We start from the raw sequence: 26,074 nt of genomic DNA, 5'->3' as shown, positions 1-26,074 counted from the left end.
GCGCCCATCCCATCATATCTGCTCGACCGCCGGCGTGAACTGGTAGCCGCCGAGCCGCACCGTCTTGATCATGGAGCGGTCCTTCGGATCCGGTTCGATCTTCTGCCTGATGCGGCTGATATGAACGTCGACGCTGCGCTCGACCGATGCGATCAGGCCGCCGAAGGCCTGCTCGATCAGTTGCTCGCGTGACAGCACCCGTCCCGGGTTGCGGCAGAACGTCAGCAACAGGTCGAATTCGGCGCCGGTCAGCGTGATCCGGACGCCAGCGGGGTCATGCAGTTCGCGCGTGGTGGGATTGATGCGCCATCCGGCGAAGGTCATGGGACGCGGTCGGGAGCGCGACGCCGAGCCGCTCTCGACACGGCGTAGCAACGCACGGATGCGGGCCACCACCTCGCGCGAGTTGAAGGGCTTGGTGACATAGTCGTCGGCACCGAGCTCGAGGCCGAGGATGCGGTCGATGTCCTCGCTCCGCGCCGTCACCATGATGATCGGTATAGAGGACGAGGTGCGCAGGCGCCGGCAGATGCTCAATCCATCCTCACCCGGCAACATCACGTCGAGCAGGATGAGGTCAAAGCTCTGGCGCTTGAGTAGCCCGTCCATCTCCGCGCCGGAACCAACCAGCACCGGCTCGAAGCCGTTGTCCTCGAGCACCTCGGCCAGCATGCGCGCGATATCGCCGTCGTCCTCGACGCAGAGGATGCGTGCATTGGCGACGGGGAAGGTCACGAGATCGTCTTCCAGGATTTGCATCACGGGATTTTAGAGGCGTCTGCCGCGGCTGCGCAGCGCGCAAATATTGCGTTTTGTTAAGCGTGCGCGGCCAAATGTGGCCCAAATAGGTCGCGGGGTTTCGCGGCCTACATCTGACTTAATATCTCTTAATCCCGACCTCGGCGGCCCTGCTCTATCGTGCCTGCGATCGTTCGTGGGGTGCGCGATCGTTCGAGGGGTGATATGAAAGTGGAGTTTCCGCCGGGCGCTGCCGCTGCTGCGCAGAGCACGGGCCCGGCGCGACGCGATGGCAAGCCCGATCCATCGGTCTCACTTGCCGGTGCGGCGCTTGCGATGATCCTGTTGTCGGGCTGCGCCAGCGCACCGATGACACGGGGCGGATCATTGGCATCCTACGACAATCTTGCGCAGTCCGATGGTTTGCTGGCGAAATCGCTGGTTCGCGTCAACAAGGACGACGTGCTTGCCGCGAAGACCGTGCGGATCGTCCCGACGACGTTCGCGCAGTCAGCTTCGCCGACACTTTCGCCAGAGCAGCGGCACCTGGTCGCCAACGCGATCGACCGGACGCTCTGCGTCGGCCTCAGCGATCGGCTTCAGGTCGTTGGCCCCGATCAGCCCGCCGATCTGACCGCGCACGCGCTGGTCACGCAGGCGGCGCCCACGGACGAGGTCGCGGCGGGCGCCTCCAAGGTGGTGAGCTTCCTGCCGACCGCACTCGGCGCGGGCGTGCCGATACCGGTGCCGCGCTTGCCGGTCGGGCTTGGCAGCCTGACGGTCGAGGCCGAAGTGCGCGACCAGGCCAGCCGCCAGCAGGCGGCGATGATCTGGGCCCGCGGCGCCAATTCATTCACCAACTCGCCGATGGTCTCCAGCGCCGGCGACGCCTACGATCTCGCCTCCTCATTCAGCGAGGACTTCAGCAAACTCGTCGTCACCGGCGCGACGCCATTCGGCAAGGCGCCGGAGCTGCCGTCGTTCGACAAGCTCGGCGCCTCGCTCGGCGGCAAGCCGAAATACGCGGCCTGCGAGGCGTTCGGCCGCAATCCCGGCCTGGTCGGCATGGCAGCCGGGAAACTTGGCTTGCCGCCGGAATGGTCGGACAAGGCGCCCGCGACGGCCGGCCAATAGCAAGGCGTTATCCCGCGAAGCTCTTCTGCACCGCCTGATCCAGCGTGGCACCGCCGACATAGCGCTGCCGCAGCTCGCGCTTCAGCAGCTTGCCGCTCGGATTCTTCGGCAGGCTCTCCACGAAGATGATCCGCTTCGGCACCTTGAAGTGGGCCATCGACGCCGCGCAGTGCGTGATGACGGCCTCGGCATCGAGGTTGTGGCCGGCCTTCACCACGACGATCGCGGTCACCGCCTCGATCCAGCGCGGATCGGGCAGCCCGACCACCGCGACTTCCGACACTCCAGGCAGCCGATAGATCGTCTCCTCGACCTCGCGGCTTGCGACATTCTCGCCGCCGCTCTTGATCATGTCCTTCACGCGATCGACGACCGTGATGTAGCCGCCGGCATCGACGGTTGCGAGATCGCCGGAATGAAACCAGCCGCCGGCGAACGCCGCCGCCGTCTTGGCCGGATCGTTGTAGTAGCCGGACAACAGATGCGGCGAACGGTGCACGATCTCGCCGACCTCCCCGACCGCAACGTCGGTCATGTCTGGCCTGACCACCCGCGTCTCGACATTGATCGCAGGCTTGCCGGCGGAGCCAGCGTTCGGCAGCTGGTCATCAGGCGACAGCACGGTCGCGAGCGGCGCGATCTCGGTCTGGCCGTAGAAATTCCAGAACTTCACCTCGGGCAGCCGGCGCTGCAATTCGAGCAGCACCTCGACAGGCATGATCGAGGCGCCGTAATAGCCCTTGCGCAGCGTCGACAGATCGGTGCGGTCGAAAGCGGGCGAGCGCAGCATCGCGATCCAGATCGTCGGCGGCGCGAAGAACGAGTTGATCTTGTGCGCCGCGATCAGCGCCAGGACATTGTCCGGCACCGGCTTGCCGGTGATGAGACTGGTGGCGCCGAGATAGATCGCGGGCCCCAGGAACACGTCGAGCTGCGCGCAATGATAGAGCGGCAGCGCGTGCAGCACGATGTCGTCGGTCGCCATGCCGCCGTCGATGATGCAACTGACATACTGCCACATCACGGCTTCATGGGTGAGGATCGCGCCCTTCGGCAGCGACTCCGTGCCACTGGTGTAGATGATCTGCGCGGGATCGCGGCTGTCGACCGAGGCATCCGGCGCCGAGGCGTCGCCGTGCAGGAGGCTGTCGAAGGTCGTGATGCCTTCGGGTGCTGTGGCCGGATCCTCGCCCGGCAACCAGATCAGGGTTTCGACCGCCGAGCCCTTGGCGGCCGCAGCGTGCGCCGTCTCGACGAAATCGGGCCCGACCGCGAGCAGCTTGGCACCGGAATTGGCGAGGATGAAATTGATCTCGTCGGGATTGAGCATGAAGTTGATCGGAACCAGGATGGCGCCGATTCGCGCCACGGCGAAGCGCAGCGCGGCGAAGCCGTGCGAATTGCGCGACAGCACCGCGATGCGATCGCCCTTCGCGACGCCGAGCGCGAGCAAGCCGCGTCCCAGCCGGTTGCAGATCGCGTCCATCTCCGCAAAGGTCCATCTCACCTCGCCGCAGATCAGCGCGGTCTTGTCGGGATAGCGCTTGGCCGACCGGCGCAGCAGATCGCCGATACTGTGCTCGCGGGCGCGCTGGATGGTTGCTGCGATGTTGTCGCTCATTTGTCCCTCCCGAATGTGCTTTTTGTCGTTGTCTCGTTGTCGCCGCGCCGCCGCTACTGCCGCGCCGCGTAGGCGTGTTCCATGTAGGTGTGCTCGACCGAGCGATCGAGCGAGGCGATCTTCTCGAAGCCGCGCCGCCAGTCCTGCAAGTGCCGCCGCGTCCACAGCACGCCGGCCTCCCTGTCGCGCCGCCTGATCGCCTCGAGGATGTGGCGATGCGCCTCGACAAGCCGGGCGCCGCCCTCAGGCACGCCACCGACGATCATCTCGGTGGTCGGGAAGAACAGCTGCGCGGCCGGCTCGCGGGCGAGCTGCAACACGCGATTCTGCGAAGCCTTGGCCATCAGCACATGGAATTCCGCATCGAGCTCGGCGAGACCGGCGGGATCGCCGACCACATCCGCGCTGCGCGCGAGATTGCCGGCGAGCTCGGCGATGTTCTCGTCGGTCGCGCGCTCCACCGCGCCCTCAACGCTTGCGACCTCCAGCGTCATCGAGGTCTCGAACAACTCGCGGAACGTGACCTCGTGCAGGATCAGCGCGCGCGACAATCGCGTGGCGAGCTTGTTGTAGCGCGGCAGGCAGGCCTGCAATCGGCGGCTGGAATCGCGGCGGATCAGCCCGCCCTCCTCGAGCACGCGAATGCCTTCGCGCACCGTCGAGCGGTTGACGCCGAACTGTTCGACCAGCTGCTGCTCGGTGCCGATCGGCTCGCCCGGCTTGATCCGGCCGTTGATGATCTCGCGTTCGATCGCGTCGGCGACCTTTTGATAGGCCGGCGCGACATCGATCCGGCGGAACAGCGGCGTGGCGGCCACTTTGGGCTCCCGATTGTCGTTTGTCGGACAAAGTGTAGGCGAAGGCTGTTCGAGCGTCAAATGCGTCATTTTCGGCCGGATTGTCGCACCACGCTGGCCAGAATTGACACCGGAACCGGGCAAACCTAGCTTTGTCGGACAAACAGATAAGAACATCCGGGGAGGTCCATCGTCATGAGATCCATCGCAACGAGTCTGTCCGCGGCCGGGCTGCTCGCCGCCATGCTGGCGGGGCCCGCGCTTGCGCAGCAGACGCCGCTCAAGATCGGCGTGCTGACCGATTTCCAGTCGGTCTATTCCGACATCGGCGGCGCCGGGAACGTCGAGGCCACCAAGATGGCGATCGAGGAGTTCGGCGGCTCGATGTTCGGCAAGCCGATCGAGCTCGTCACCGCCGATCCCCTCAACAAGGCCGACGTCGCCGCCACCATCACCCGCAAATGGTACGAGGCCGAGGGCGTCGACATGATCATCGACATGCCGACCTCGGCGACCGCGCTCTCCGGCATGGAGATGTCGAAGCAGTTCGAGAAGATCATGATCGTGACGGATGCGGCGAGCTCCGACATCACCGGCAAATCGTGCTCGCCCTACACGCTGCACTGGACCTACGACACCTACGCCAACGCCCACACCGTCGGCAGCGCGATCGTGAAGAACGGCGGGGACACCTGGTTCTTCATCACCGCCGACTATCTGTTCGGCCACTCGATCGAGCGCGACACCGGCGACGTGGTCCGTGCCGCCGGCGGCAAGGTGGTCGGCAGCGCGCGGCATCCGCTCAACACGCCGGATTTTTCGTCTTTCCTGCTGCAGGCGCAGGCGTCGAAGGCCAAGATCATCGGCCTCGCCAATGGCGGCGGCGATACCATCAACGCGATCAAGCAGGCCGCCGAATTCGGCGTCGTCGCCGGCGGGCAGAACCTCGCCGGCGTCGTGATGTTCATCTCCGACATCCACAGCCTCGGGCTGAAGCTCGCGCAGGGCCTGATCATCACCGAGGCCTACTACTGGGACCTCAACGACCGCACCCGCGCCTTCGGCAAGCGCTTCTTCGAGCGCATGAAGCGGACGCCGACCATGAACCAGGCCGCGACCTACAGCGCCACCCTGCACTACCTCAATGCGGTGAAGGCCGCCGGCACCAGGGAGACCAAGCCGGTCTTGGCCAAGATGCGCGCGACCCCGGTGCGCGACGCCTTCACCGACAACGGCGTGGTGCGCGAGGACGGCCGCATGGTGCACTCGATGTTCCTGTTCGAGGTCAAGAAGCCCGAGGAATCGAAGGCGCCGTGGGATTACTACAAGGTGCTCGCCGAGGTGCCCGGCGATCAGGCGTTCCGGCCGATGAAGGACGGCGGCTGCCCGCTGATCAAATAGCTGAGAACGATCATGGCCGGGGTCCAAGACCTCGGCCAAGACATTCAAATTATTAGCTAAAAGCTGGCAGGAGTGGCAGGGCTCGAACCTGCGACCCCCGGTTTTGGAGACCGGTGCTCTACCAATTGAGCTACACTCCTGCAGGGAACCGGCGTCGCCGCCGGTTCGCGCCGTTTCAAGCACAGGGCATGGCCGGTTTGCAAGGGCGAAGCGGTGAAGCTTCTGTTCATTGCAAAACTTCTGCGCCAAAGTTCGGCGATCACCCCGCGTCGGCGCCACGCCGCAAGAATCAAGAACCAGGGAGAGACCATGAACGTCCAGACCGCCACCAAGCACGCCGCCAGCCCAACCACCCCGTCCCTTCCCCTCGCCAAGCCCGACTCGATCGGGCTGTCGAGCACGCGGCTGCAGGCGATGTCCGACACCTTCAAGCGCGAGGTCGACAAGGGAACCGCGCCCGGCTTCACCGTGCTGGTGGCCCGCCGCGGCCAGATCGGCTGGTTCGAGGCCATCGGCCGGCAAAGCCCGACCGCCGCGGCACCGATGACCCATGACTCGATCTTCCGCATCTTCTCGATGACCAAGCCGATCGTCTCGGTCGGCATCATGCAGCTCTTGGAGGACGGCCACTTCCTGCTCGACGATCCCGTCGCAAAGTTCATTCCGGAGTTCGCCGAGACCAAGGTCGGCGTCGAGCATAACGGCAAGCTCGAGCTCGTTCCCGTGCAGCGGCAGATGACGATCCAGGACCTGCTGCGCCACACCTCGGGTTTGACCTATGACCACACCGGCAGCGGCCCGGTGCAGGAGCTCTACAAGCAGTCGCGGCTGCGCAGCCGCAAGATCACCAATGCCGAGCACGCCACCATGCTCGCCGCCATGCCGCTGGTCTGCCAGCCTGGCGCCGAGTGGAACTACAGCCGCTCCACCGACATCCTCGGCCGCATCATCGAGGTCGTCAGCGGGAAGACGCTCGGCGCGTTCCTGACTGAGCGCATCCTCGCGCCGCTGCAAATGAACGAGACCGCCTTCCACACCGCCGAAGCCAATGCCGGCCGGCTCGCCGAGGCGTTTGCCAACGATCCCTGGACCAACGAGAAGGTGCAGCTGTTCAACATGCTGGAGAAGCCGGCGATGGAATCCGGCGGCGGCGGGCTGGTGTCGACCACGATGGACTATGCCCGCTTCGCGCAGATGCTGCTCAACGGCGGCACACTCGACGGCACCAGGATCATCGGCCGCAAGACGCTTGCCTTCATGGCCTCCGATCACCTTGGCGCCGGCGTCAAGGTCCAGGGCACCTTGGTGTCGCCCGGCCACAGCTTCGGTCTCGGATTCGCAGTGCGCACCCAGCAGGGCATCGCGCCGTTCTCCGGCTCGGTCGGCCAATATTTCTGGAGCGGCATGGCCGGCACGTTCTTCTGGATCGATCCGAGCGAAGACCTGATCGCGGTCTTCATGATGCAAGGCCCCGGCCAGCGCGAATACACCCGCTCGCTGGTGCGGAACGGGGTGTACGCCGCGGTGGAGTGAGGCGGATACGCCTCGCTCCACGTCCAACATTGTCATGCCCCGCGGATGCGGGGCATCCAGTACGCCGCGGCAGTCGTGATGAACCGAGAGGCCTCGGCGTACTGGATCACCCGCTTTCGCGGGTGATGACGAGTTGAAGGTATGGCGCGCTTTGCGCACCAACACGCGTCAGCTGATCGTCGCGCCACCGTCGATCACGACGGTCTGGCCGGTCATGAAGTCGCCGGCGCGCGAGCCCATGAGCACCGCGGCGCCGGCGATCTCGTCCGGCACGCCGATCCGCAGCAGCGGCGAGCGTGCGGTCGAGGCCTTCAGATTGTCGGGATTGTCCCACAGCGCCTTGGCGAAATCGGTCTTGATCAGGCCGGGCGCGATGCAGTTCACGCGGATGTTGTGCTTGCCGTATTCGCACGCGAGGTTGCGCGCGAGCTGCATGTCGGCGGCCTTGGAGATCGCGTAGGCGCCGAGGATGGTCGAGCCCTTCAATCCACCGATCGAGGAGACAATGATGATGGAGCCGTCCTTGCGCTCGATCATCTGCGGCACCACCATCGAAATCAGCCAGTTGTTGGCGACGATGTTGTTGTCGAGGATTTTCCGGAACTGATCGTCGGAGATGCCGGCGAGCGGGCCATAGTAGGGATTGGATGCCGCGTTGCAGACCAGCACGTCGATCTTGCCGAAGGCGCGGTTGCTCTCATCGACCAGGTTCTGCAGATTTTCCTTCGACGAGATGTTGGCCGCGATCGCAACCGCGGTGCCCTTGCCGTAAGTGTCGTTGATCTCGCTCGCGACCTGCTCGCAGACGTCGGCCTTGCGCGAGGAGATCACCACCTTGGCGCCGTGCTCGGCCATCCGCTCGGCGATCGCACGTCCGATGCCGCGCGTCGAGCCGGTGATGACGGCGACTTTTCCCTTCATGTCGAACAAGGTCATGGTTTTCTCCCTGATGTAAGGTGTTTGAATTCTATTTTGAGCTTAAGCAGCGTTGTCGTGTTGCGATAGCGTCATCACGCGAGCTTGCCCGCCGGCCGCACCTCGGGCCCGGACGGCTGATGCATCGCGGCGTGGCGGGGATCGGCGATCCAGGGCTGCTGGTTGACCATCGGCAGCCGCCAGGTCGACACGTTGGGCGCCGCGATGTGATCGAGCCGCGTCACCGAGACATTGTCGATGTCGAACGACAGGCCACGGTCCGGCTGGCCGCCCAGCGCAAGACCGACCGCGGCCCGGATCACGCCGCCATGGCCGACCGCGATGATGTCCTTGCCGGCCTCCGCAGCGGTGATCCGCACGATGGTGCGGCAGACGCGGGTGTAGAGATCCATGAAACTCTCGCCGCCGGGGGCCGGCTCGTTGACGTCGGCGAACCAGAGATTGCCCGGCGGACGACTGGCGAGGAAGGCGGCGCGGTTCATGCCCTGCCAGCGTCCGAGATGCAGCTCGGCGAAGTCGCGCTCCTGCGTCATGCTGCCGGGCTTCGGATAACCGGCGGCCCAGATCGCATCAGCGGTCTTGTGCGTGCGCTTCAGATTGCTCGAATACCACACGGCATTGCGCGGCAGCATCTTTGCGACCGCCTCGAACACTTCGACGTCACCGGTGTCGCAGTCGATATCCTCCTGCCCGTAGATGTTGCCGCCGTCGCTGCGCACCGGCGCGTGACGAACCCACCACCACCGCGTCACCGTCACGTCAGGCTTCTCTGGATTGGACATCGGATGAGCCCTTCAATAGTGTCCCGTCACGCTGTACGTCACGCCGCACCTCGTCTCAAGTGCATCGGACGTTTGAAATTTTGTTTGAATTCCGTCGCGCGGCAGACGCACGGAGGATCACGTGAACAGGGAGAAACCTATGGGCCGCCTCGAAGGCAAATCCGTCATCATCACCGGCGCCGGCAGCGGCATCGGCCGCGCGGCGTCGCTGCTGTTCACCAGGGAAGGTGCCAAGCTGATCGCGGTCGATCGCAGCGACGGCGTCAACGAAACCGCAAAACTGGTGCGCGACGCCGGCGGCACCATTGAGGCCGTCACCGCCGATGCCGGATCGGAGAGCGACGTGAAGGCCTTCATCGAGAAGGCGGTCTCGACATACGGCAAGCTCGATGCGATCTGGGCCAATGCCGGCGTGAGCGGCGGCCTCGTGCCGCTCGCCGACCAGACGCCGGAACATTGGCAGGAAGTGCTGCGCGTCAATCTGATCGGCCCGTTCCTCGCGATCAAGCATTCGATCCCGCACATGACCAGGCAGGGCCATGGCTCGATCGTCTGCACGGCCTCGGTCGCGGGCCTGAAGTCCGGCGCCAGCGGACATCCCTATGGCGCGAGCAAGGCCGGCGTCATCAGCCTGGTGCAGACCACCGCCTACTCGCTCTCCGGCACCGGCGTGCGCATCAATGCGATCTGCCCCGGCCTGATCGAAACCGGCATGACCAAGCCGGTGTTCGACCGCGCCAAGGAGCGCGGCACCCAGGACAAGATCGGCCAGCTCAATCCGCTGAAGCGCCCCGGCCAGCCGCACGAGCTCGCCGCGATGGGATTGTTCCTGGCAAGCGACGAAGCATCCTACGTCAACGGCCAAGCGATTCCGGTCGACGGCGGCCTCACCGCCTCGATGCCGTATACGGGCAAGCCGATCTAGCAGGGGTGCTCTCCGTTCGCGGTGCCGATTCCGGATCACGCGACAGCGGCGCCTACCACCGTCGTCCCGGCCGAGTGCGCAATTGCGCACGGGGGCCGGGACCCATAACCACCGCATTCCGTTGTGAACGAGATTTGTGGCCCCGGCGTCGCCCAACAATGCGCATTTGGGGTAACGGGTCCCGGTCTTCGCCGGGACGACGATGAAGATCAGTCTCGATTCAATTGCCACGCTTTCGGTGTCATCACCCGGCTTGACCGGGTGATCCAGTATTCCAGAGACGGCGGTGCTTGAGCCGAGAAGCCGCGGCGTACTGGATCGCCCGGTCGAGTGTTTAGACCGGACAGATCACTGACAGGTGTTCGGAGACATAGCTGACACGTCAAAATTGGCTGGATTGGTCGATTCGGGAGCCGTCCATGCCGTGGAGCGAGGTGTCAGTGATGGATCAGCGACGAGAGTTTGTGCGGCTTGCTCTGCAGGAAGGCGCGAACCGGCGAGAGCTGTGCCGGCGCTTTGGGATCAGTCCTGATGTCGGCTACAAGTGGCTGAGGCGGTGGCATGCCGGCGATCGGGAACTGGCCAATCAGTCCCGTCGACCGAAGACGATGCCCAAGCGCAGTGCGATCGCGCTGGAGGCGCAGGTGGTGGCGGTCCGCGACAAGCATCCGGCCTGGGGAGCGCGCAAGATCGCCCATTGCCTGAAGCGGGACGGGCAAGCTGTGCCAGTGGCCTCCACGGTGCATCGGATCCTGTGCCGACATGAGCGGATCAAGCCGAGTGAGAAGGCACCGCCCGGTCCGCCAGGCCATCGCTTTGAGAAGGAGGCTCCCAATCAGCTGTGGCAGATGGACTTCAAGGGCCACATGCCTCTCGGCAACGGGACGCGGTGCCATCCGCTGACCATGGTGGACGATCACTCGCGCTATGCTCTGTGCCTGAAGGCATGTGCCAATGAGCAGCGCCCCAACGTGCAGAAGCATCTGACCGATACCTTTCGCCGCTATGGCCTACCGGACGCCTTTTACATCGACAACGGCTCGCCCTGGGGCGATACGTCCGGCGCTCGCTGGACCGCGCTGAAGGTCTGGCTGCTCAAGCTCGGCATCCATGTGGTGCATGCCAGGCCGTGTCACCCGCAGGGCCGCGGCAAGAACGAGCGCTTCCATCGCAGTTTGAAAGCGGAAGTGTTTGCCCTGCGCTCGTTCCGCACTTTGCCGGAAGTCCAGCGTGCCCTGGATAGCTGGCGCACACTCTACAATTTGGAGCGGCCTCACGAGGCGCTCGGCATGGCTGTCCCAGCCGACCGCTACCGGCCGAGTTCTCGCGCCATGCCGAACCGTGTTCCGAAGGTCGAATACGATACCGGAGAGATCGTTCGCATCGTCTCCTCGACACGGAGCTACGTCGCCTTCCGGGGGCAGATGTGGAAAGTCCCGCAAGCCTTCTGCGGCGAGCCTCTTGCGATCAGACCGCTCAACCGCGACGGCAACTACGGAATCTTCTTCGCCAGCTGGCAGGTCGCATCAATCGACTTGACCAATGGCAGACCTGTCAGTGATGTGTCGGAACAGGCGTCAGCCATGTCTCCGGTCTAAACATCGAGCCGGGCGATGACAGTAGTGGTGGGGATATAGCTTCGCGTTCTCGCGACATGAATTGCCCGAGCTTTGCATTTCGTTCCGCCCTCTTCTCGAAGAGGGCGCAGGGAAAGCCGGGTGCCGATCGCACCCATGGGCCCCGAGCAATGGGGTAGAAAGCACGGGGGTAGGACCACAGGTGTAACCGGAGCAATCCGGCTTTCCCTGCGCGATGGCTTACGGCTTATACGTGCTCTCCCCGGCGAGACTTGGCTTTGTTGTCACCGTCTTCACAACGCGCATTTGCGCAATCGGAAGAGACACCTACCGCTAGGGCGTCAGGCCTGCACGATTTCGCCGTCCGCCTTGCGTGCTCTCGTCAGGCCACGCGCAGCGTCCACCGCATCTCGACCCGCGTTCGTGACGACCGCGAAGCGCCCCTCGTGTCGGGTGAGACGGGTACACCATACACCGAGTTGTCATTACGATAAACCGAATTATTTTTGCTGGGCAGGATTGACAGGTTTTGCTGAGTTGCCCGTCGTGTCGAATGAGCAACACCGGTCCGGCTTCGCAGGTCTGTCGCTATCGCCGCGCAACGCCCCCGGTCCCGGCCCGGATATTGCTTGGACCCGGCAGGCAAACCAGCTGTTATACTTCGCTGGCAAGATCGCCGTCGCAATTCCCAACACACTCCCGGCAAACGAACAGGCAATGCAAAATCCACGTTCCGACCGTATCCGCAAGCTATTGGCCGACCTCGTCGCCTTCGACACCATCAGTGACCGCAGCAACCTGCCTCTGATCGACTACATCGAGCGCTATCTCGCCGCGCTTGGCGTCGGCAGCCAGCGCATTGTCGACGACACCGGACAGAAGTCCTCGCTGTGGGTGACGATCGGCCCCGATGACAAGGCCGGGCTTGCTCTATCGGGGCATACCGACGTCGTGCCGGTCGCGGGACAGGACTGGAGCCACGACCCGTTCGAACTGGTCGAGCGCGACGGCCGGCTGTACGGCCGCGGCACCACCGACATGAAGGGCTTTGTCGCGGTGTGTCTCGCGATGGTGCCGGAAATGCTCGCGACCGACCTGAAGACGCCGATCAATCTTGCGATCTCCTATGACGAGGAGATCGGCTGCGTCGGCGTGCGGCCGATGCTGCGCGAGGTCGCGCGCAAGCCGATCCGGCCGCTCGGCTGCTTCGTCGGCGAGCCGACCCAGATGCAGGTGATCATCGGGCACAAGGGCAAGCACGGCGTGCGCGCCACCTTCCGCGGGCTCGCGCGACACTCCTCGATCGCGCCCGACGGCGTCAACGCCATCGAGTACGCGGCCGACCTGATCGCCGAGATCCGCCGCCGCGCCGGGCAGCTTGCCGCGAAGCGCGAGCGCGACAGTCTCTACGACGTGCCGCACTCCACGCTGCTGACCAGCGTCGTGCATGGTGGCGCCGCGCTGAACATCGTGCCCGATCACTGCACGGTGGATTTCGAATGCCGCGGCATCGGGATCACCGAGTCGCGCGAGGTCACCGATGCGATCGTCGCCTGGGCGAAGGCCGAGATCGAACCAAAGATGCGCGCGCGGCATCCGGATTGCGGCATCGACTTCGAGGAGATCCTCGATTACCCCGCGCTCGACACCGCGGCCGACGCGCCGATCGTCACTCTCGCCAAGCAGTTTGCCGGCCGCAACGACCACGCCAAGGTCGCCTTCGGCACCGAGGCCAGCCTGTTCGTGAGCATGGCCGACGTGCCGTCGGTGGTGGTCGGCCCCGGCTCGATCGCGCAGGCGCATACGCCGGATGAGTTCGTCGAGATGTCGCAGCTCGAGGCCTGCGGAGATTTCGTCGCCAGGCTGATTGCGCATTGCGCGAAGTGAGGCTGGACGTGTAGGGCGGATTAGTCTTACTGCGTCATAATTCTGCCTCCGCCGTCATTGCGAGGAGCGAAAGCGACGAAGCAATCCATCCAACCGCGTTTGCGGACCGATGGATTGCTTCGCTTCGCTCGCAATGACGGCTAGATTCGTTCACGGCTTCTCAGAATCGGCCGAAAACAGCGCGTGTGACGCAGTATCCGCCCTACAAATTCCCTACAGCCCATCCGGCGGCAGGCCCGGTCCCGTTGCGGCGGGGCGGAGCTTGTCGCGCTTGCGCTCGCGGTAGAAGGCATAGAGGCCGGAGGCCACGATGATCGCGGCGCCGGCTAGCATCGCACCGTCGGGCTTATGGCCGAAGGCGAGATAGCCGGTCAGCATCGCCCATGGCAGCGCGGTGTAACGGAACGGCGCCACCGCCGAGATGTCGCCCGTGCGCAGCGACACGATGATGCACTGATAACCGATCAGGATCAGGACCGCGGCGAGTGTGAGCAGGCCGAGCGCCTGGCCGGACGGCGCCTTCCAGCCGCCGAGCGGCACCAGTACGGCGGCGCCGGCCGTCGTCACCGTGACAGTCGTGAGCAGCGTGATGAACACGGTCGGCAATTGCTTCGGGATGCGGCGGGTGGCGAGATCGCGCACCGCGCAGAAGCCGACCGAGGCCAGCGCCAGCAGCGACGCCTGGCTGAAGCCTTCTGCACCGGGACGGACGATCACCAGCACGCCGATGAAGCCGGCCGCGATCGCAAGCCAGCGCCGCCAGCCGACCGGCTCGCCGAACACCAGCGCCGCGCCGAGCGTGATCACGAGCGGCAGCGCCTGGAAGATCGCCGACGCATTGGCGAGCGGGATCTGCGCGATCGCCGAGAGATAGGTCAGCGTGCCGCCGATCTCGCCGAGCACGCGCAGGCCGACCGGCCAGATCAGTAGCGCGCTGAAGCTACGCAGCGCATCGCGGTACCACGCGAGCGCCGCGACCAGCACCATCGCGACCAGGCCGCGGACCAGCAGGATCTCCCCGATATTGAGCTCCGCCGCCACCGCCTTGGTGATGGTGTCGTTGACCGTGAAGCTGGCCATGGCCGCAGCCATGAACAGGCTGCCGCGTAGATTCGAAGAGAGGGGCAAAACGAAAATGTCCGATCAGGACCAGGCGGGAAATATCGATCGGACTGAATTGCCAAAGCGGCGCAGCGAACTCAAGTCACAGATGACTACAGTGTGGAAACATGCCGCAGCCCGCAACAGCGGCGCGACCCCTGTGGATCGCGCCGCTTTGTCGGATCAGACCGCGCCGGCCTTCTGCGCGTATTCCCATGACGCCTTCGACAGCGGCACGGTGCGCGCGGCCGATTCGAGGGCCTTGGCATTCGCGGCGGTGCCGTCGCGGACGCGGCCCGCGATGCCCTGCGTGATGCCGGCGAGGCGGAACAGATTGTAGGAGAAGTACCAGTTGAGATCCGGCACGGCCATGCCGGTGACGTTGCAATAGATCTGCGCGGCCTCGTCCTGGCTCGGGATGTTCAACGCCTTGAGATCGGCATTGGCGAGGCCCGGCATGGTCCACTGCATCAACAGATAGGTGAAGTCGGCCATGGGATCGCCGAGCGTCGACAATTCCCAGTCCAGCACCGCCTGCACCCGCGGCTCGGTGGCGTGGAAGATCATGTTGTCGAGGCGATAGTCGCCGTGCACGACCGAGACCCGCTTCTGCTCGGGCACCGTCTTCGGCAGCCACTCGGCGAGCTTCTCGAATTCCGGAATGTGCTGCGTCTCGGACGCGCGGTACTGCTTGGTCCAGCGATCGACCTGGCGCGCAAAATAATTGCCGGGCTTGCCGAAATCGCCGAGGCCGATCTTCTCGGGATCGAGGACGTGCAGCTTGGCCAGCGTCTCGATCTTGCTGGTGAAGATTTTCCGGCGCGCGTCCGGCTGCTGGCTCGGCAGCGTCGGATCCCAGAATACCCGCCCTTCCTCCATCGACATGATGTAGAAGGCCGAGCCGATCACCGCATCGTCGGTGCACAGCGCGTAGGCTTTGGCGACCGGGAAGTTCTGCTTGCCGAGCGCCGCGATGACGCGGAACTCGCGATCCACCGCATGAGCCGACGGCAACAGTTTACCGAACGGCCGGCGGCGCATCACATAGTTGCGGCCGGGGGTTTCGAGCTTGTAGGTCGGGTTGGACTGGCCACCCTTGAACTGCAGGACCTTGAGCGGACCCTGATAGCCCTCGACGTGCTGCTTCATCCAGGCATCGAGGTTCGCCTCGTTGACACGATGGCGCTCCTCGACTTCCCGTGTTCCGGAAAATTCCTCGTCTTTCCTGACGCCGTCCGCCACGATGACGCTCCCTCAACTCGATTTTTCAGGGAGCGCGTTGGGCGCTCCCGCGATCAGGCTGGCCAGCCAGCCTGATTTGTCTTTTTCATTCTGAGCACGATGTGCGCGCGAACGCCATGCGTTCCGCATCATGCTCAATGTGACGTGTTTGCATACTTCCGAACTTCGAGCCTGGCAATGGCGCGATTATGCACCTCGTCCGGACCGTCGGCGAGACGGAGCGTGCGGATGTGGGCATAGGCGCGCGCGAGCCCGGCGTCGTCGGAGACGCCGCCGCCGCCGAACGCCTGGATCGCCTGGTCGATGATCTTCAGCGCCATGTTGGGCGCTGCGACCTTGATCATCGCGATCTCGGCCTGCGCGGTCTTGTTGCCGACCTTGTCCATCATGTCGGCGGCCTTGAGGCAGAGCAGACGGTTCATCTCGATGTCGGTGCGGGCCTCGCCGATGCGCTGCTCCCAGACCGAATGCTCGATGATCTTCTTGCCGAACGCGGTGCGCGAGGCGAGCCGCTTCACCATTTTCTCCAGCGCCTCTTCGGCCTGGCCGATGGTGCGCATGCAGTGATGGATGCGGCCCGGGCCGAGACGGCCCTGCGCGATCTCGAAGCCGCGGCCCTCGCCGAGCAGGATGTTCTCCTTCGGCACGCGGACGTTCTCCAGCAGCACCTGGGCATGGCCGTGCGGCGCGTCGTCGAAGCCGAACACCGGCAGCATCTTCTCGACCTTGATGCCGGGGGTATCGAGCGGCACCAGGATCTGCGACTGCTGCTGATGCTTGGCGGCGTTGAAGTCGGTCTTGCCCATCAGGATCGCGATCTTGCAACGGGGATCGCCGACGCCCGACGACCACCATTTGCGGCCGTTGATGACGTAGTGATCGCCGTCCTTCTCGATCCGGGTCTCGATGTTGGTGGCATCGGAGGACGCCACCGCCGGCTCGGTCATCAGGAAGGCGGAGCGGATCTCGCCGTCCATCAGCGGGCGCAGCCATTTGCGCTTCTGCTCCTTGGTGCCGTAGCGGATGAACACTTCCATGTTGCCGGTATCGGGCGCGGAGCAGTTGAACACTTCCGAGGCCCAGGAGATGTGGCCCATCTCTTCCGACAGCAGCGCGTATTCGAGATTGGTCAGTCCCGCGCCGTGGAATTCGTCATCCTCATGCGAGGACGGCGGCATGAACATGTTCCAGAGCCCTTCGGCCTTCGCCTTCTTCTTCAGGTCCTCGAGGACCGGGATCACCTTCCAGCGCGGCCCTTCGGCGTCCTGCTTCTCATAGATCGGCACCGCCGGGCGGACGTGCGTTTTCATGAAAGCCTGAACGCGCTCCAGCCATTCCTTCTGCTTGGGCGACATCGTGAAATCCATGGGACGCTCCTCGTTTCCTAGACTTGGGCCGTTTGGGTCTTGGCCTTTTGAACAACATTGTCCGCCCCGCCCCCGCGGCTCGCAAGGGCGTTCGCGGACGGATGGCGCTGGTGTGCCAGAACGCCGCCCCGCGATCTGCGGATTGACATTTCCGGCTCTTCAAACGATAGTTTCATACAAATGTTTGAAATGCAACTCCCTGTCGTCTTCGTCGTTCCGGCGCATCGCGCCGCGGAATAACGGAAAGGCTCTCAGCCATGGCCAGCGATCACACCCGATCCGCCATTCTCGCCGCCGCCGAACGGCTCTATGCCGATCGCGGCTTCGGCGATGTCACGCTGCGCGACATCGTCGCGGAGGCGAACGTCAACCTTGCGGCGGTGAATTATCATTTCGGCTCCAAGGACGAATTGATCGCGGAGCTGTTCGTCACCCGCAGCATCCAGACCAACCGCGAACGCCTCAATGAATTGAAGGCGGCGGAAGAAGCAGGCGGCGGCCGCGCCGCGATCGAGGACATCATGCGCGCCCTCGTCGGCCCCACTCTGCGCGGCTGCCTCGGGCCGGACCGCGAGGGCTCGACCGCAGCACGCTTCATGATCCGCGCCTCGATCGAATCGGTGCCGCCGATCCGCCGCATCAAGAACCGCGAGGTCGATCATTTGCGCAAGTTCGCCGCCGCGATGCGCCGCGCGATGCCGGGCCGCGACGATACCGAACTGTATTGGGGCCTGCACTTCGCGCTCGCGATGGCGCACCACACCATCCGCGAGAAGGAACGCCTGCTGCGGCTGTCGGAAGGCAAATGCGATCTCGACGACGTCCGCGCAATCGTCGATCGGGTGGTCACGGTATCGGTGATGGCGCTGACGATGGGCGACGCGCCGAGCAAGCCGGCCGCGCGGCCGGTGCTGGTGCACGGCCGGCTGACGCGGCAGGATTTGTAAGAGCCGCCTACACCATCGCGATGCAGTCGATCTCGATGTCGAACGGCCCGGTCCATTCCGGGATGCAGACGAAGATCCGCGCCGGCAGCTCGTCAGCGAAATATCTGCGGTAGATCGCGTTGAAGGTCGCGAAGTGTTTTGCCGAGGTGCAGAAGATGTTGCACTTCATCACATTGTCGAACGAGGCGCCGGCGACCGCGAGGCACTGTTTGAGCTGCTCCATGACGAGCTCGCTCTGCCGCTCGATCGATGCGCCGGCCGCGATCTCGCCGGTTGCCGGATCGAACGGCGGCAGGCCGGAGACGAACACCATGTTGCCGGCGCGGGTGACCGCGGACGCCGGCGCCTTCCAGCGCTCCAGCCAGCTCGAGATCGGTTCGACGCGGATCACTTCCCGTTTCATGATTGGCACCTGCGATGAGGGATCGATGGCGCCAATCTAGCAGGCTGGTGTCAATGATGCTTCGATACAGGTCGAAGTGTGCTGAACCCGATTGCTCTATCACCGTCATCCTGAGGAGGCCGCGCAGCGGCCGTCTCGAAGGATCGACCGCCACCAGCCGGGCCGCGCATCCTTCGAGACGCGCTACGCGCTCCTCAGGATGACGGTCTGAGAAATTGTAGTGAGCGGCCCCCCACGTCATCGTGCTGGCGAAAGCCAGGACGACACTGAATACATTCACACTCTCTCAGGATGACGGGAAAACTGCAGCGCGCGCGGTTTCGAATCCTACTCCTACAAAATCCCCTGCGCCTTCAGGCCTTCGACCTTGGCCTCATCATAGCCGATGGTCGCCAGCACGTCCTTGGTGTCGGCGCCGAGCAGCGGCGGGGCGCGGTAGTCGGTGATCGGGGTGCCCGAGAAGGTCAGCGCGTTGCGGATCAGCGACAGGTTCGGCTCGAAGGGATGGTCGACCTTCACCCGCATGCCGCGCGACTGCACGTGTGGATCGCTGAACACCTGCTCGAAGTTGTTGATCGGGCCGGACGGCACGCCGGCCTCCTCGAGCTTCTCCAGCCAATAGGCCACCGGCTGCTTCAGGAACAGGCCGGCGAAGATCGCCATGATCTCCTTGCCGTGCACGACGCGGTCGTTGTTCTTGACGAAGCGCTTGTCGTTGGCAAGCTCGGGTTCGCCGAGCACCGCGCAGGTGCGCTGGAACTGGCCGTCATTGCCGACCACCAGCATCAGCTCGCCGTCGGTGCAGCGGAACACGCCGGCCGGCATGCCGCCATTGCCCCAGGTGCCGCGGCGCGGCGGCATGTTGCCGTTGACAAGATAGATCTGGAGCCAGTGCGACAGCGAGGCGATCACGGTGTCGAACAGGCAGACGTCGACATGCTGCCCTTCGCCGTTGTTGGCGTCGCGATGGTAGAGCGCCGACAAAATGCCGATCGAGGTGTTCATGCCGGTCATGTAGTCGACGATCGAGGGGCCGACCTTCATCGGGCCCGCGCCGGGCTCGCCGTCGATATGGCCGGTGACGCTCATCAGCCCGCCCATCGCCTGCAGGATCGCGTCATAGCCGGCACGCGTGGCATAGGGGCCGGTCTGGCCGAAGCCGGTGACCGAACAATAGATGATGCCGGGGTTGATCTGCTTGATGGTGTCGTAGTCGAGGCCGTAGCGCTTGAGGTCGCCGACCTTGTAGTTCTCCATCATCACGTCGACCGACTTGGCCAGTTCGCGGATGATCGCCTGCCCTTCGGGCTTGGCGATGTTGACGGTGACGGACTTCTTGTTGCGGTTGGCGCAGAGGTAGAACGAGTTGTTGTTGTTCGCCTTGCCCTCGGGATCTTTGAGATAGGGCGGGCCAAAGGCGCGGGCGTCATCGCCGCCGCCGGGCCGCTCGATCTTGATCACCTCGGCGCCGAGATCCGCCAGCATCTGGGCCGACAGCGGGCCCGCGAGCACCCGCGTCAGGTCGAGAACTTTGATGCCCGAGAGTGGCAGAGCCGACATGAAGCATTCCTCCGATTTCTTGCTCAATCTTGATTGTCCGGCGCCGGACCGGGCCCTGCCCGTGTTCGCGGCCGCCAGCGCTTGCCGATACACCATTTTGCTGTCGCGAGCACTGCATTGTCGGCATGAAGCCATCTCCGGGCGGCCTATGTGCGGCGCACCGGCCGGAACCGGCCCTGCCCCGTCCTGCCGCCACGCGAAATTGTGAAGATCGCCGACACCGATTTGTCTCAGCGCCGGCGCTATCCTGCCGCGACGAGGAGGAGGACGCGATGCGGACGATCATGACGGTCGGACTGCTGACATTGGTTGCGGCCGCGATGCCGCCCGCCGAGGCGCGCGGCGGCCACGGCCATGGCGGCGGCCACAGCCACGGCATGCATGCCGGCGGCGGCAGTCGCGGCGGCGGATTTGCCGACGACAAGCGCCATGGCAACGATGCCTATACCAAGGCAGCCTCCGACGAGGAGGACCGCCTGCTCAACAGCAAGCTGAAGAGCATCTGCCGCGGCTGTTAGCGCGTGATCCGGAAAAGTGCGAAGCGGTTTCCGAAGAGATCATGCTCGCGTGCTTCGTACCGGCAGCGGAAATCAGGACGCGATCGCCTGCCGCGGTTGGGCGGTGGCCCCGATCAGCTTGCCGATCTCGGGCTTGCAGCCACCGCAATTGGTGCCGGCCTTCAGGCAGCGGCCGATCGCCTCGACGCTGGCGGCGCCCTTCTTGATCTCGGCTGTGATCTGGTGCCGCCCGACGCTGAAGCAGGAGCAGACGATCGGGCCGACATCCTCGCCCGCGCCGAACGGCCGTCCCGCCAGCAGCGACATCCGCGCGTTGGCCGAGAGCTGCTGTTCGGCAAACAGCCCGGTCAGCCAGGCCCGCGACGGCAGCGCGTGATCGGGCGCGATGAAGACGCAGCCCTCGAGCCGGCCGTCGCGCACTGCCGCGTAACGGAAGCGTCCCGCCGCGGGATCGCGATAGGCGATCCATTCGATCTCGACGCCGTCGAGGCCGAGCTGCGTCCTTGCCCAGTCGCGCCAGCTCTCCGGGCGGGCATCTAGCGCGAGCTCCAGCCGCGTGCCATCGCCGGCCTTGCCGTAAACCCAGTAGCCTGACGCCGGACGCTTGATCGCACCGCGGCTCAGGATGAAGGCGTGCCATTGCGGCGCGTAGGGATCGGCCTTGACCGGCGTGTGCTTGGATTCCGGCTGGCCGGACAAGGGATCAACCGCTGGGTTGACCAGCGCGTTGACGCGGCCCTCGCCGGCGAACTCCTCGTTCCAGTGCATCGGCACGAACACGCAGCCGCGGCGCTGGTCGGCGCTGACCACGACGCGCGCGATCATCTCGCCCCAGCTGCTGGTCAGCCGCACCAGCCCTTCGTTCTGCAGGCCGGCCTGGCGTGCATCCTCGGGATGGAATTCGGCATAAGGCTCGAAGATATGCGACAGCAGCCGTCCGGTTTTTCCAGTCCGGGTCATGGTGTGCCACTGATCTCTGATACGGCCGGTGTTGAGCACCAGCGGAAAGTCGCGGCTGGTGGCGTTGCGCGCCGCGCGCGGCGCGACCGGCACGAACCGCGCCTTGCGGTCGGGCGTGAAGAATTGCTGGCTCTCGAACATCCGCGGCGTGCCGGAAGGATGCTCCGACGTCACCGGCCACTGCATCGGCGCCAGCGCGTCATAGCCGTCGTCGTCGAGCCCAGCCAGCGCCGAGATGTCGAAATCGCGCTTGCCGTCATTCTCGAAGCCCGACAATTCGGCATGCTCGCGGAACACCTCGGCGGCCGACGCGTAGCCGAAGCCGGAATATCCCATGCGTTGCGCAACGTCGCAGATGATGCGCCAGTCGGCGCGCGCCTCGCCCGGCGCCGCCAGGAACGGCCGCTGCCGCGAGATCCGCCGCTCGGAATTGGTGACGGTGCCGTCCTTCTCGCCCCACGCCAGCGCCGGCAACAGCACGTCGGCAAGCCGCGTGGTGTCGGTATCGCGCATGCAGTCCGTCACCACGACGAGCTCGCAGGCCTCGAGCGCGGCGCGGGCGCGGTCGGCATCCGGCAGGCTCACCACCGGATTGGTCGAGATGATCCACACCGCCTTGATGCGGCCGTCGGCGATCGCGTCGAACATGTCGACCGCCTTCAGCCCGCCCTTCTCCGCAATCACGGGCGCGCGCCAGAACCGTTGCACCAGCTCGCGATGCGAGGGATTCTCGAGCTCCATATGCGCGGCGAGCTGGTTGGCGAGCCCGCCGACCTCGCGGCCGCCCATCGCATTGGGCTGCCCGGTCAGCGAGAACGGCCCCATGCCGGGACGGCCGATGCGCCCCGTCAGGAGATGGCAGTTGATGATGGCGTTGACCTTGTCGACGCCGCTCGATGACTGGTTGATGCCCTGCGAATACAGCGTGACGACGCGCTCGGTCTTGGTGAACCAGTCGAAAAACAATCCGACCGCGCCTTCGGTCAGGCCGCAGGTCGCAGCGGTCTGCGCCAGGCTCTGCCCGCCGACCTGCTTGAGCGCATCGACGATCCCGGTCGTGCAATTGCCGACAAAGGCGCGATCGACCGCATTGCTGCCGGCCAGAAAGGCGAACAGCCCGTTGAACAGCACGGAATCGCTGCCCGAGCGCAGCGGCAGATGCAGATCGGCGCCCTCGCAGGTCGCGGTGCGGCGCGGATCGATCACCACGATCTTGCACGCCGGGTTCTTCTCCTTGGCCGCCAGCATGCGCTGGTGCAGGATCGGATGGCACCAGGCGGCGTTGGAGCCGACCAGCACCAGAAGCTCGGCCTGCTCGAGGTCCTCGTAGCAGCCCGGCACGGTATCGCTGCCGAACGCGCGTTTGTGACCGGCGACGCTGGAGGCCATGCACAGCCGCGAATTGGTGTCGATATTGGCGGTGCCGACAAAACCCTTGGCGAGCTTGTTGATGACGTAATAGTCCTCGGTCAGGAGCTGGCCGGAGACATAGAACGCGACCGCGTCGGGCCCGTGCTCGCGGATGATCCGGCTATAGCCGTCGGCGACGCGATCGAGCGCGTCGTCCCACGCCGCCGGCGCGCCATCCACCATTGGTTCGAGCAAGCGCCCGTCGAGATCGATGGTCTCGGCGAGCGCCGAGCCCTTGCTGCAGAGCCGGCCGAAATTGGCCGGATGCTCCTTGTCGCCTTCGACCCGGACAGTGCCCGCCGCGTCCTTTGACGCGATGACGCCACAGCCGACACCGCAATAGGGACACGTGGTCTTGACCGGCATTGCCGCTTCGTTCCCTGACCGCTCAGCTCACCGCAGCCGCCTGCCGCACCGCCAGCCAGACCACGCCGTTCTCGACCTTGGCCGGATGGGTATGCGTGCAGCCCTCGTCGGGCGCGACCGCCTGGCCAGTGGCCAGCTCGATGACGAAATTATGCAGCGGACAGGTCACGCGCTTGTTGTGCACGATGCCCTGCGACAGCGGCCCGCCCTTGTGCGGGCAGCGGTCGTCGAGCGCGAACACCTCGTCGCTCTCGGTGCGGAACACCGCGATGTTGCCGCCAGGGGTGCGCACCACGCGCGAGCCGAGCCGCGGAATGTCGTCGAGCGCGCCGATTTCGATCCAGCTGGTCATGCGAGCTCCAATTCGGCGAGAGGCGCGAACTCGTTGCGGTCGACGCCGTGGCTGGCGCGCTCGGCCCACGGATCGGTCTGCGCGAACTGCTGCGAATAGGCGAAACGGGCGAACAGCGCCTTGCGGTTCGCGACGTCGTCGACCACCCGCTTCCGGATCTGCTCGAGACCGACGCGGTCGCACCATTTGTACATGCGCTCGAGATACCAGCCCTCCTCGCGATAAAGCTGGGTCAGCGCCACGATCACCTCGAGCGTCTCGTCCTCGGTCTCGACCTTGGTCAGAAACTCGGTGCCCTTGATGTGCAGGCCGGCGGCGCCGGCGAAATGGATCTCGTAGCCGGAATCGACGCAGACCACGCCGACGTCCTTGCAGGTCGCTTCCGCACAGTTGCGCGGGCAGCCGGAGACGCCGAGCTTGACCTTGGCCGGGGTCCAGGAGCCCCACATGAATTTCTCGAGTTTGACGCCGAGACCGGTGGAATCCTGGGTGCCGAAGCGGCACCATTCGGAGCCGACGCAGGTCTTCACCGTGCGCAGGCCCTTGGCGTAGGCGTGGCCCGACACCATGCCGGCGTCGTTGAGATCGGCCCACACCGCCGGCAGGTCCTCCTTCTTGACGCCGAGCAAATCGATGCGCTGGCCGCCGGTGACCTTCACGGTCGGGATGTTGAACTTCTCGGCGACATCGGCGATGGCGCGCAGCTCGCTCGGCGTGGTGACGCCGCCCCACATCCGCGGCACCACCGAATAGGTGCCGTCCTTCTGGATGTTGGCGTGGACGCGCTCGTTGATGAAGCGCGACTGCTGGTCGTCGCGATATTCGCCGGGCCAGGTCGCGAGCAGATAGTAGTTCAGCGCCGGACGGCAGGAATGGCAGCCGTTCAGGGTCTTCCACTCCATGAAGCGCATCACGGCCGGAATGGTCTTGAGCTGCTGCTCGACGATGACGCGGCGGACGTCGTCATGGCTGTGATCGGTGCATTTGCACAGCGGCTTGACCTTCGGCGCCGCCGAATAGTCGCCGCCGAGCGTGAACGCCAGCACCTGCTCGACCAGGCCGGTGCAGGAGCCGCAGGACGACGACGCCTTGGTATGGGCGCGGACGTCGTCGAGCGTGAACAGCTTCTTCTCCGAGATCGCCTTGACGATCGCGCCCTTGCAGACGCCGTTGCAGCCGCAGATCTCGGTCTCGTCGCTCATCGCGGCGACCGAGTTCTGGCCGCTGACGCCGCCGTCGCCGAGATTGGCGGCGCCGAACACCAGGCGCTCGCGCATATGCGAGACGTCGGTGCCGTCGCGCAGATGCTGGAAGTACCAGGGACCGTCGATGGTGTCGCCGTAGAGCACCGCGCCGACGATCTTCTTGTCCTTCAGGATGATGCGCTTGTAGACGCCGCGGTTGGCGTCCTGCAGCACGATCTCCTCCTTGTCCGGCCCCGGCGCGAAGTCGCCGGCCGAGAACAGGTCGATGCCGGTGACCTTCAGCTTGGTCGAGGTGACCGAGCCGTCATAGGTGGCAAAGCCCTTCATCGCGAGATGGTTGGCGCAGACCTTGGCCTGCTCGAACAGCGGCGCCACCAGGCCGTAGACCTGGCGGCGATGCTGCACGCACTCGCCGACCGCGTAGATGCGGCCGTCATAGGTCTGCATGGTGTCGGAGACGACGATGCCGCGCTCGCAATAGAGCCCGGCCTTCTTGGCGAGCTCGAAATTCGGGCGGATGCCGACCGCCATCACCACGAGATCGGCCGCTAGCTCGGTGCCGTCGCCGAAGCGCACGCCGGTGACGCGCTCCTCGCCCAGGATCGCCTGGGTCTGCGCCGGCATCTTGAACACCATGCCGCGCTCTTCCAGCGACTTGCGCAGGAGGCCGCCGGCGACCGGATCGAGCTGGCGCTCCATCAGGGTGTCGAGCAGATGCACGACCGTGACGTTCATGCCGCGCTTCATCAGCCCGTTGGCGGCTTCGAGGCCGAGCAGGCCGCCGCCGATCACGACCGCGTTGCGATAGTCGGTCGAGGCCTTGATCATGCGATCGACATCATAGATGTCGCGGAAGCCGATCACGCCCGGCAGGTCCTTGCCGGGCAGTGGCAGCATGATCGGATTCGAGCCGGTCGCGATCAGCAGCCGGTCATAGGGCACGCGATCGCCGGCGTCGGTGACGACTTCGCAGGTCCGGCGATCGATCATCGAGATCGTCTCGCCCTTGCGCAGCGTGATGTTGTTGTCCTCGTACCAGTCGACGGTATTGAGCATGATGTCGTCGACGGTCTTCTCGCCGGCGAGCACCGGCGACAGCAGGATGCGGTTGTAATTGCCGTAGGGCTCGGAGCCGAACACGGTGATGTCGTAGAGATCGGGCGCGCGTTCGAGCAGCGCCTCCACGGTGCGGATGCCGGCCATCCCGTTGCCGATCACCACGAGCTTCTGCTTGGTCACTTTGTCGAGCATGGTCTGCCTTTCAATTCCGACGACGGTGCTCAGCGACGCGGCGCGCGTCGTCGATCGACAC

Annotated in this window: 21 protein-coding genes and 1 tRNA gene; 8 read left to right on the top strand and 14 right to left on the bottom strand. The window is 65.1% G+C overall.

Annotation, left to right across the window (positions count from 1 at the left end):
- Window positions 1-12: 12 nt before the first annotated feature.
- Entirely contained in the window at window positions 13-759 is a 747-nt protein-coding gene (locus ACVW17_RS23890; RefSeq protein ID WP_456754185.1) for a response regulator, read from the bottom strand.
- 204 nt (window positions 760-963) lie between these two features.
- On the opposite strand from ACVW17_RS23890, the gene ACVW17_RS23885 reads away from it, so the two are divergent.
- Window positions 964-1,872, top strand: coding sequence for a DUF3313 domain-containing protein (locus ACVW17_RS23885; RefSeq protein ID WP_456754184.1), 909 nt, complete (start codon window positions 964-966; stop codon window positions 1,870-1,872).
- A 7-nt stretch (window positions 1,873-1,879) separates the two neighbouring features.
- Here the strand turns inward: ACVW17_RS23885 and ACVW17_RS23880 are convergent, their stop codons facing one another.
- Together ACVW17_RS23880 and ACVW17_RS23875 are read right to left on the bottom strand one after the other, a co-directional pair.
- Complete coding sequence (locus tag ACVW17_RS23880; RefSeq protein ID WP_456754183.1) at window positions 1,880-3,493, bottom strand: acyl-CoA synthetase; 1,614 nt, start codon at window positions 3,491-3,493, stop codon at window positions 1,880-1,882.
- 53 nt (window positions 3,494-3,546) lie between these two features.
- Window positions 3,547-4,311, bottom strand: a complete 765-nt coding sequence (locus ACVW17_RS23875; RefSeq protein ID WP_456754182.1) for a FadR/GntR family transcriptional regulator — start codon at window positions 4,309-4,311, stop codon at window positions 3,547-3,549.
- Window positions 4,312-4,485: 174 nt separating this feature from the next.
- Here ACVW17_RS23875 and ACVW17_RS23870 point away from each other — a divergent pair, with 174 nt between their 5' ends.
- Complete coding sequence (locus ACVW17_RS23870) at window positions 4,486-5,691, top strand: ABC transporter substrate-binding protein (RefSeq protein WP_456754181.1); 1,206 nt, start codon at window positions 4,486-4,488, stop codon at window positions 5,689-5,691.
- A 64-nt stretch (window positions 5,692-5,755) separates the two neighbouring features.
- On the opposite strand, the gene ACVW17_RS23865 is transcribed toward ACVW17_RS23870, so the two are convergent.
- Window positions 5,756-5,831: transfer RNA gene (locus ACVW17_RS23865), tRNA-Trp, on the bottom strand.
- Window positions 5,832-6,000: 169 nt separating this feature from the next.
- Here ACVW17_RS23865 and ACVW17_RS23860 point away from each other — a divergent pair.
- Window positions 6,001-7,224 (top strand): serine hydrolase domain-containing protein, encoded by a 1,224-nt coding sequence (locus tag ACVW17_RS23860; RefSeq protein ID WP_456754180.1) that lies wholly within the window; start codon window positions 6,001-6,003, stop codon window positions 7,222-7,224.
- Between the two features lie 168 nt (window positions 7,225-7,392).
- On the opposite strand, the gene ACVW17_RS23855 is transcribed toward ACVW17_RS23860, so the two are convergent.
- On the bottom strand, window positions 7,393-8,160 hold the full coding sequence (locus ACVW17_RS23855; RefSeq protein ID WP_456754179.1) for an SDR family NAD(P)-dependent oxidoreductase: 768 nt from the start codon (window positions 8,158-8,160) through the stop codon (window positions 7,393-7,395).
- Window positions 8,161-8,234: 74 nt separating this feature from the next.
- The gene (locus ACVW17_RS23850; RefSeq protein WP_456754178.1) at window positions 8,235-8,942 is read right to left on the bottom strand and encodes a histidine phosphatase family protein; all 708 of its coding nucleotides are present in this window, start codon (window positions 8,940-8,942) and stop codon (window positions 8,235-8,237) included.
- A gap of 139 nt (window positions 8,943-9,081) precedes the next feature.
- Here ACVW17_RS23850 and ACVW17_RS23845 point away from each other — a divergent pair, with 139 nt between their 5' ends.
- The 3 genes from ACVW17_RS23845 to argE all read left to right on the top strand — a co-directional run bounded on the left by ACVW17_RS23845 (window position 9,082) and on the right by argE (window position 13,331).
- Entirely contained in the window at window positions 9,082-9,867 is a 786-nt protein-coding gene (locus ACVW17_RS23845; RefSeq protein ID WP_456754177.1) for an SDR family NAD(P)-dependent oxidoreductase, read from the top strand.
- A 419-nt stretch (window positions 9,868-10,286) separates the two neighbouring features.
- Window positions 10,287-11,465, top strand: coding sequence for an IS481 family transposase (locus ACVW17_RS23840; RefSeq protein WP_456749619.1), 1,179 nt, complete (start codon window positions 10,287-10,289; stop codon window positions 11,463-11,465).
- Window positions 11,466-12,161: 696 nt separating this feature from the next.
- Entirely contained in the window at window positions 12,162-13,331 is a 1,170-nt protein-coding gene (gene argE, locus ACVW17_RS23835; RefSeq protein WP_456754176.1) for an acetylornithine deacetylase, read from the top strand.
- Window positions 13,332-13,544: 213 nt separating this feature from the next.
- Here argE and ACVW17_RS23830 read toward each other — a convergent pair whose 3' ends face one another.
- The 3 genes from ACVW17_RS23830 to ACVW17_RS23820 all read right to left on the bottom strand — a co-directional run bounded on the left by ACVW17_RS23830 (window position 13,545) and on the right by ACVW17_RS23820 (window position 17,041).
- Entirely contained in the window at window positions 13,545-14,459 is a 915-nt protein-coding gene (locus tag ACVW17_RS23830) for a DMT family transporter (protein ID WP_456754175.1), read from the bottom strand.
- A gap of 156 nt (window positions 14,460-14,615) precedes the next feature.
- Entirely contained in the window at window positions 14,616-15,674 is a 1,059-nt protein-coding gene (locus tag ACVW17_RS23825; RefSeq protein ID WP_456754174.1) for a phosphotransferase family protein, read from the bottom strand.
- Window positions 15,675-15,808: 134 nt separating this feature from the next.
- Window positions 15,809-17,041, bottom strand: a complete 1,233-nt coding sequence (locus ACVW17_RS23820; protein WP_456754173.1) for an acyl-CoA dehydrogenase family protein — start codon at window positions 17,039-17,041, stop codon at window positions 15,809-15,811.
- A 257-nt stretch (window positions 17,042-17,298) separates the two neighbouring features.
- Here ACVW17_RS23820 and ACVW17_RS23815 point away from each other — a divergent pair, with 257 nt between their 5' ends.
- Complete coding sequence (locus ACVW17_RS23815; protein ID WP_456797928.1) at window positions 17,299-17,988, top strand: TetR/AcrR family transcriptional regulator; 690 nt, start codon at window positions 17,299-17,301, stop codon at window positions 17,986-17,988.
- Window positions 17,989-17,995: 7 nt separating this feature from the next.
- Here ACVW17_RS23815 and ACVW17_RS23810 read toward each other — a convergent pair whose 3' ends face one another.
- Window positions 17,996-18,391: a Rid family hydrolase gene (locus ACVW17_RS23810; protein WP_456754172.1), complete on the bottom strand. Its 396-nt coding sequence runs from the start codon at window positions 18,389-18,391 to the stop codon at window positions 17,996-17,998.
- A gap of 333 nt (window positions 18,392-18,724) precedes the next feature.
- Complete coding sequence (locus ACVW17_RS23805) at window positions 18,725-19,951, bottom strand: CaiB/BaiF CoA transferase family protein (RefSeq protein WP_456754171.1); 1,227 nt, start codon at window positions 19,949-19,951, stop codon at window positions 18,725-18,727.
- 272 nt (window positions 19,952-20,223) lie between these two features.
- Here ACVW17_RS23805 and ACVW17_RS23800 point away from each other — a divergent pair, with 272 nt between their 5' ends.
- The gene (locus tag ACVW17_RS23800) at window positions 20,224-20,469 is read left to right on the top strand and encodes a hypothetical protein (protein WP_456754170.1); all 246 of its coding nucleotides are present in this window, start codon (window positions 20,224-20,226) and stop codon (window positions 20,467-20,469) included.
- A gap of 72 nt (window positions 20,470-20,541) precedes the next feature.
- Here the strand turns inward: ACVW17_RS23800 and ACVW17_RS23795 are convergent, their stop codons facing one another.
- The 3 genes from ACVW17_RS23795 to nirB are packed head-to-tail and all read right to left on the bottom strand — an operon-like array spanning window position 20,542 to window position 26,013.
- Window positions 20,542-23,205: a nitrate reductase gene (locus ACVW17_RS23795; RefSeq protein WP_456754169.1), complete on the bottom strand. Its 2,664-nt coding sequence runs from the start codon at window positions 23,203-23,205 to the stop codon at window positions 20,542-20,544.
- A gap of 22 nt (window positions 23,206-23,227) precedes the next feature.
- Complete coding sequence (gene nirD, locus ACVW17_RS23790) at window positions 23,228-23,557, bottom strand: nitrite reductase small subunit NirD (protein WP_456754168.1); 330 nt, start codon at window positions 23,555-23,557, stop codon at window positions 23,228-23,230.
- Complete coding sequence (gene nirB, locus ACVW17_RS23785) at window positions 23,554-26,013, bottom strand: nitrite reductase large subunit NirB (RefSeq protein WP_456754167.1); 2,460 nt, start codon at window positions 26,011-26,013, stop codon at window positions 23,554-23,556. The genes nirD and nirB overlap by 4 nt, the downstream gene beginning before the upstream one ends.
- Window positions 26,014-26,074 lie beyond the last annotated feature (61 nt).

This window comes from Bradyrhizobium sp. USDA 4473 (assembly GCF_054063335.1).
Note: the sequence above shows the minus strand (reverse complement) of the source record. Positions and strands in the feature narration are given on the sequence as shown.

Coding starts and splice junctions, on each gene's coding strand:
- ACVW17_RS23890 (WP_456754185.1), bottom strand. CDS start 759: ATGCAAATCCTGGAAGACGATCTCGTGACCTTCCCCGTCGCCAATGCA.
- ACVW17_RS23885 (WP_456754184.1), top strand. CDS start 964: ATGAAAGTGGAGTTTCCGCCGGGCGCTGCCGCTGCTGCGCAGAGCACG.
- ACVW17_RS23880 (WP_456754183.1), bottom strand. CDS start 3,493: ATGAGCGACAACATCGCAGCAACCATCCAGCGCGCCCGCGAGCACAGT.
- ACVW17_RS23870 (WP_456754181.1), top strand. CDS start 4,486: ATGAGATCCATCGCAACGAGTCTGTCCGCGGCCGGGCTGCTCGCCGCC.
- ACVW17_RS23860 (WP_456754180.1), top strand. CDS start 6,001: ATGAACGTCCAGACCGCCACCAAGCACGCCGCCAGCCCAACCACCCCG.
- ACVW17_RS23855 (WP_456754179.1), bottom strand. CDS start 8,160: ATGACCTTGTTCGACATGAAGGGAAAAGTCGCCGTCATCACCGGCTCG.
- ACVW17_RS23850 (WP_456754178.1), bottom strand. CDS start 8,942: ATGTCCAATCCAGAGAAGCCTGACGTGACGGTGACGCGGTGGTGGTGG.
- ACVW17_RS23845 (WP_456754177.1), top strand. CDS start 9,082: ATGGGCCGCCTCGAAGGCAAATCCGTCATCATCACCGGCGCCGGCAGC.
- ACVW17_RS23840 (WP_456749619.1), top strand. CDS start 10,287: ATGCCGTGGAGCGAGGTGTCAGTGATGGATCAGCGACGAGAGTTTGTG.
- argE (WP_456754176.1), top strand. CDS start 12,162: ATGCAAAATCCACGTTCCGACCGTATCCGCAAGCTATTGGCCGACCTC.
- ACVW17_RS23820 (WP_456754173.1), bottom strand. CDS start 17,041: ATGGATTTCACGATGTCGCCCAAGCAGAAGGAATGGCTGGAGCGCGTT.
- ACVW17_RS23815 (WP_456797928.1), top strand. CDS start 17,299: ATGGCCAGCGATCACACCCGATCCGCCATTCTCGCCGCCGCCGAACGG.
- ACVW17_RS23810 (WP_456754172.1), bottom strand. CDS start 18,391: ATGAAACGGGAAGTGATCCGCGTCGAACCGATCTCGAGCTGGCTGGAG.
- ACVW17_RS23805 (WP_456754171.1), bottom strand. CDS start 19,951: ATGTCGGCTCTGCCACTCTCGGGCATCAAAGTTCTCGACCTGACGCGG.
- ACVW17_RS23800 (WP_456754170.1), top strand. CDS start 20,224: ATGCGGACGATCATGACGGTCGGACTGCTGACATTGGTTGCGGCCGCG.
- ACVW17_RS23795 (WP_456754169.1), bottom strand. CDS start 23,205: ATGCCGGTCAAGACCACGTGTCCCTATTGCGGTGTCGGCTGTGGCGTC.
- nirD (WP_456754168.1), bottom strand. CDS start 23,557: ATGACCAGCTGGATCGAAATCGGCGCGCTCGACGACATTCCGCGGCTC.
- nirB (WP_456754167.1), bottom strand. CDS start 26,013: ATGCTCGACAAAGTGACCAAGCAGAAGCTCGTGGTGATCGGCAACGGG.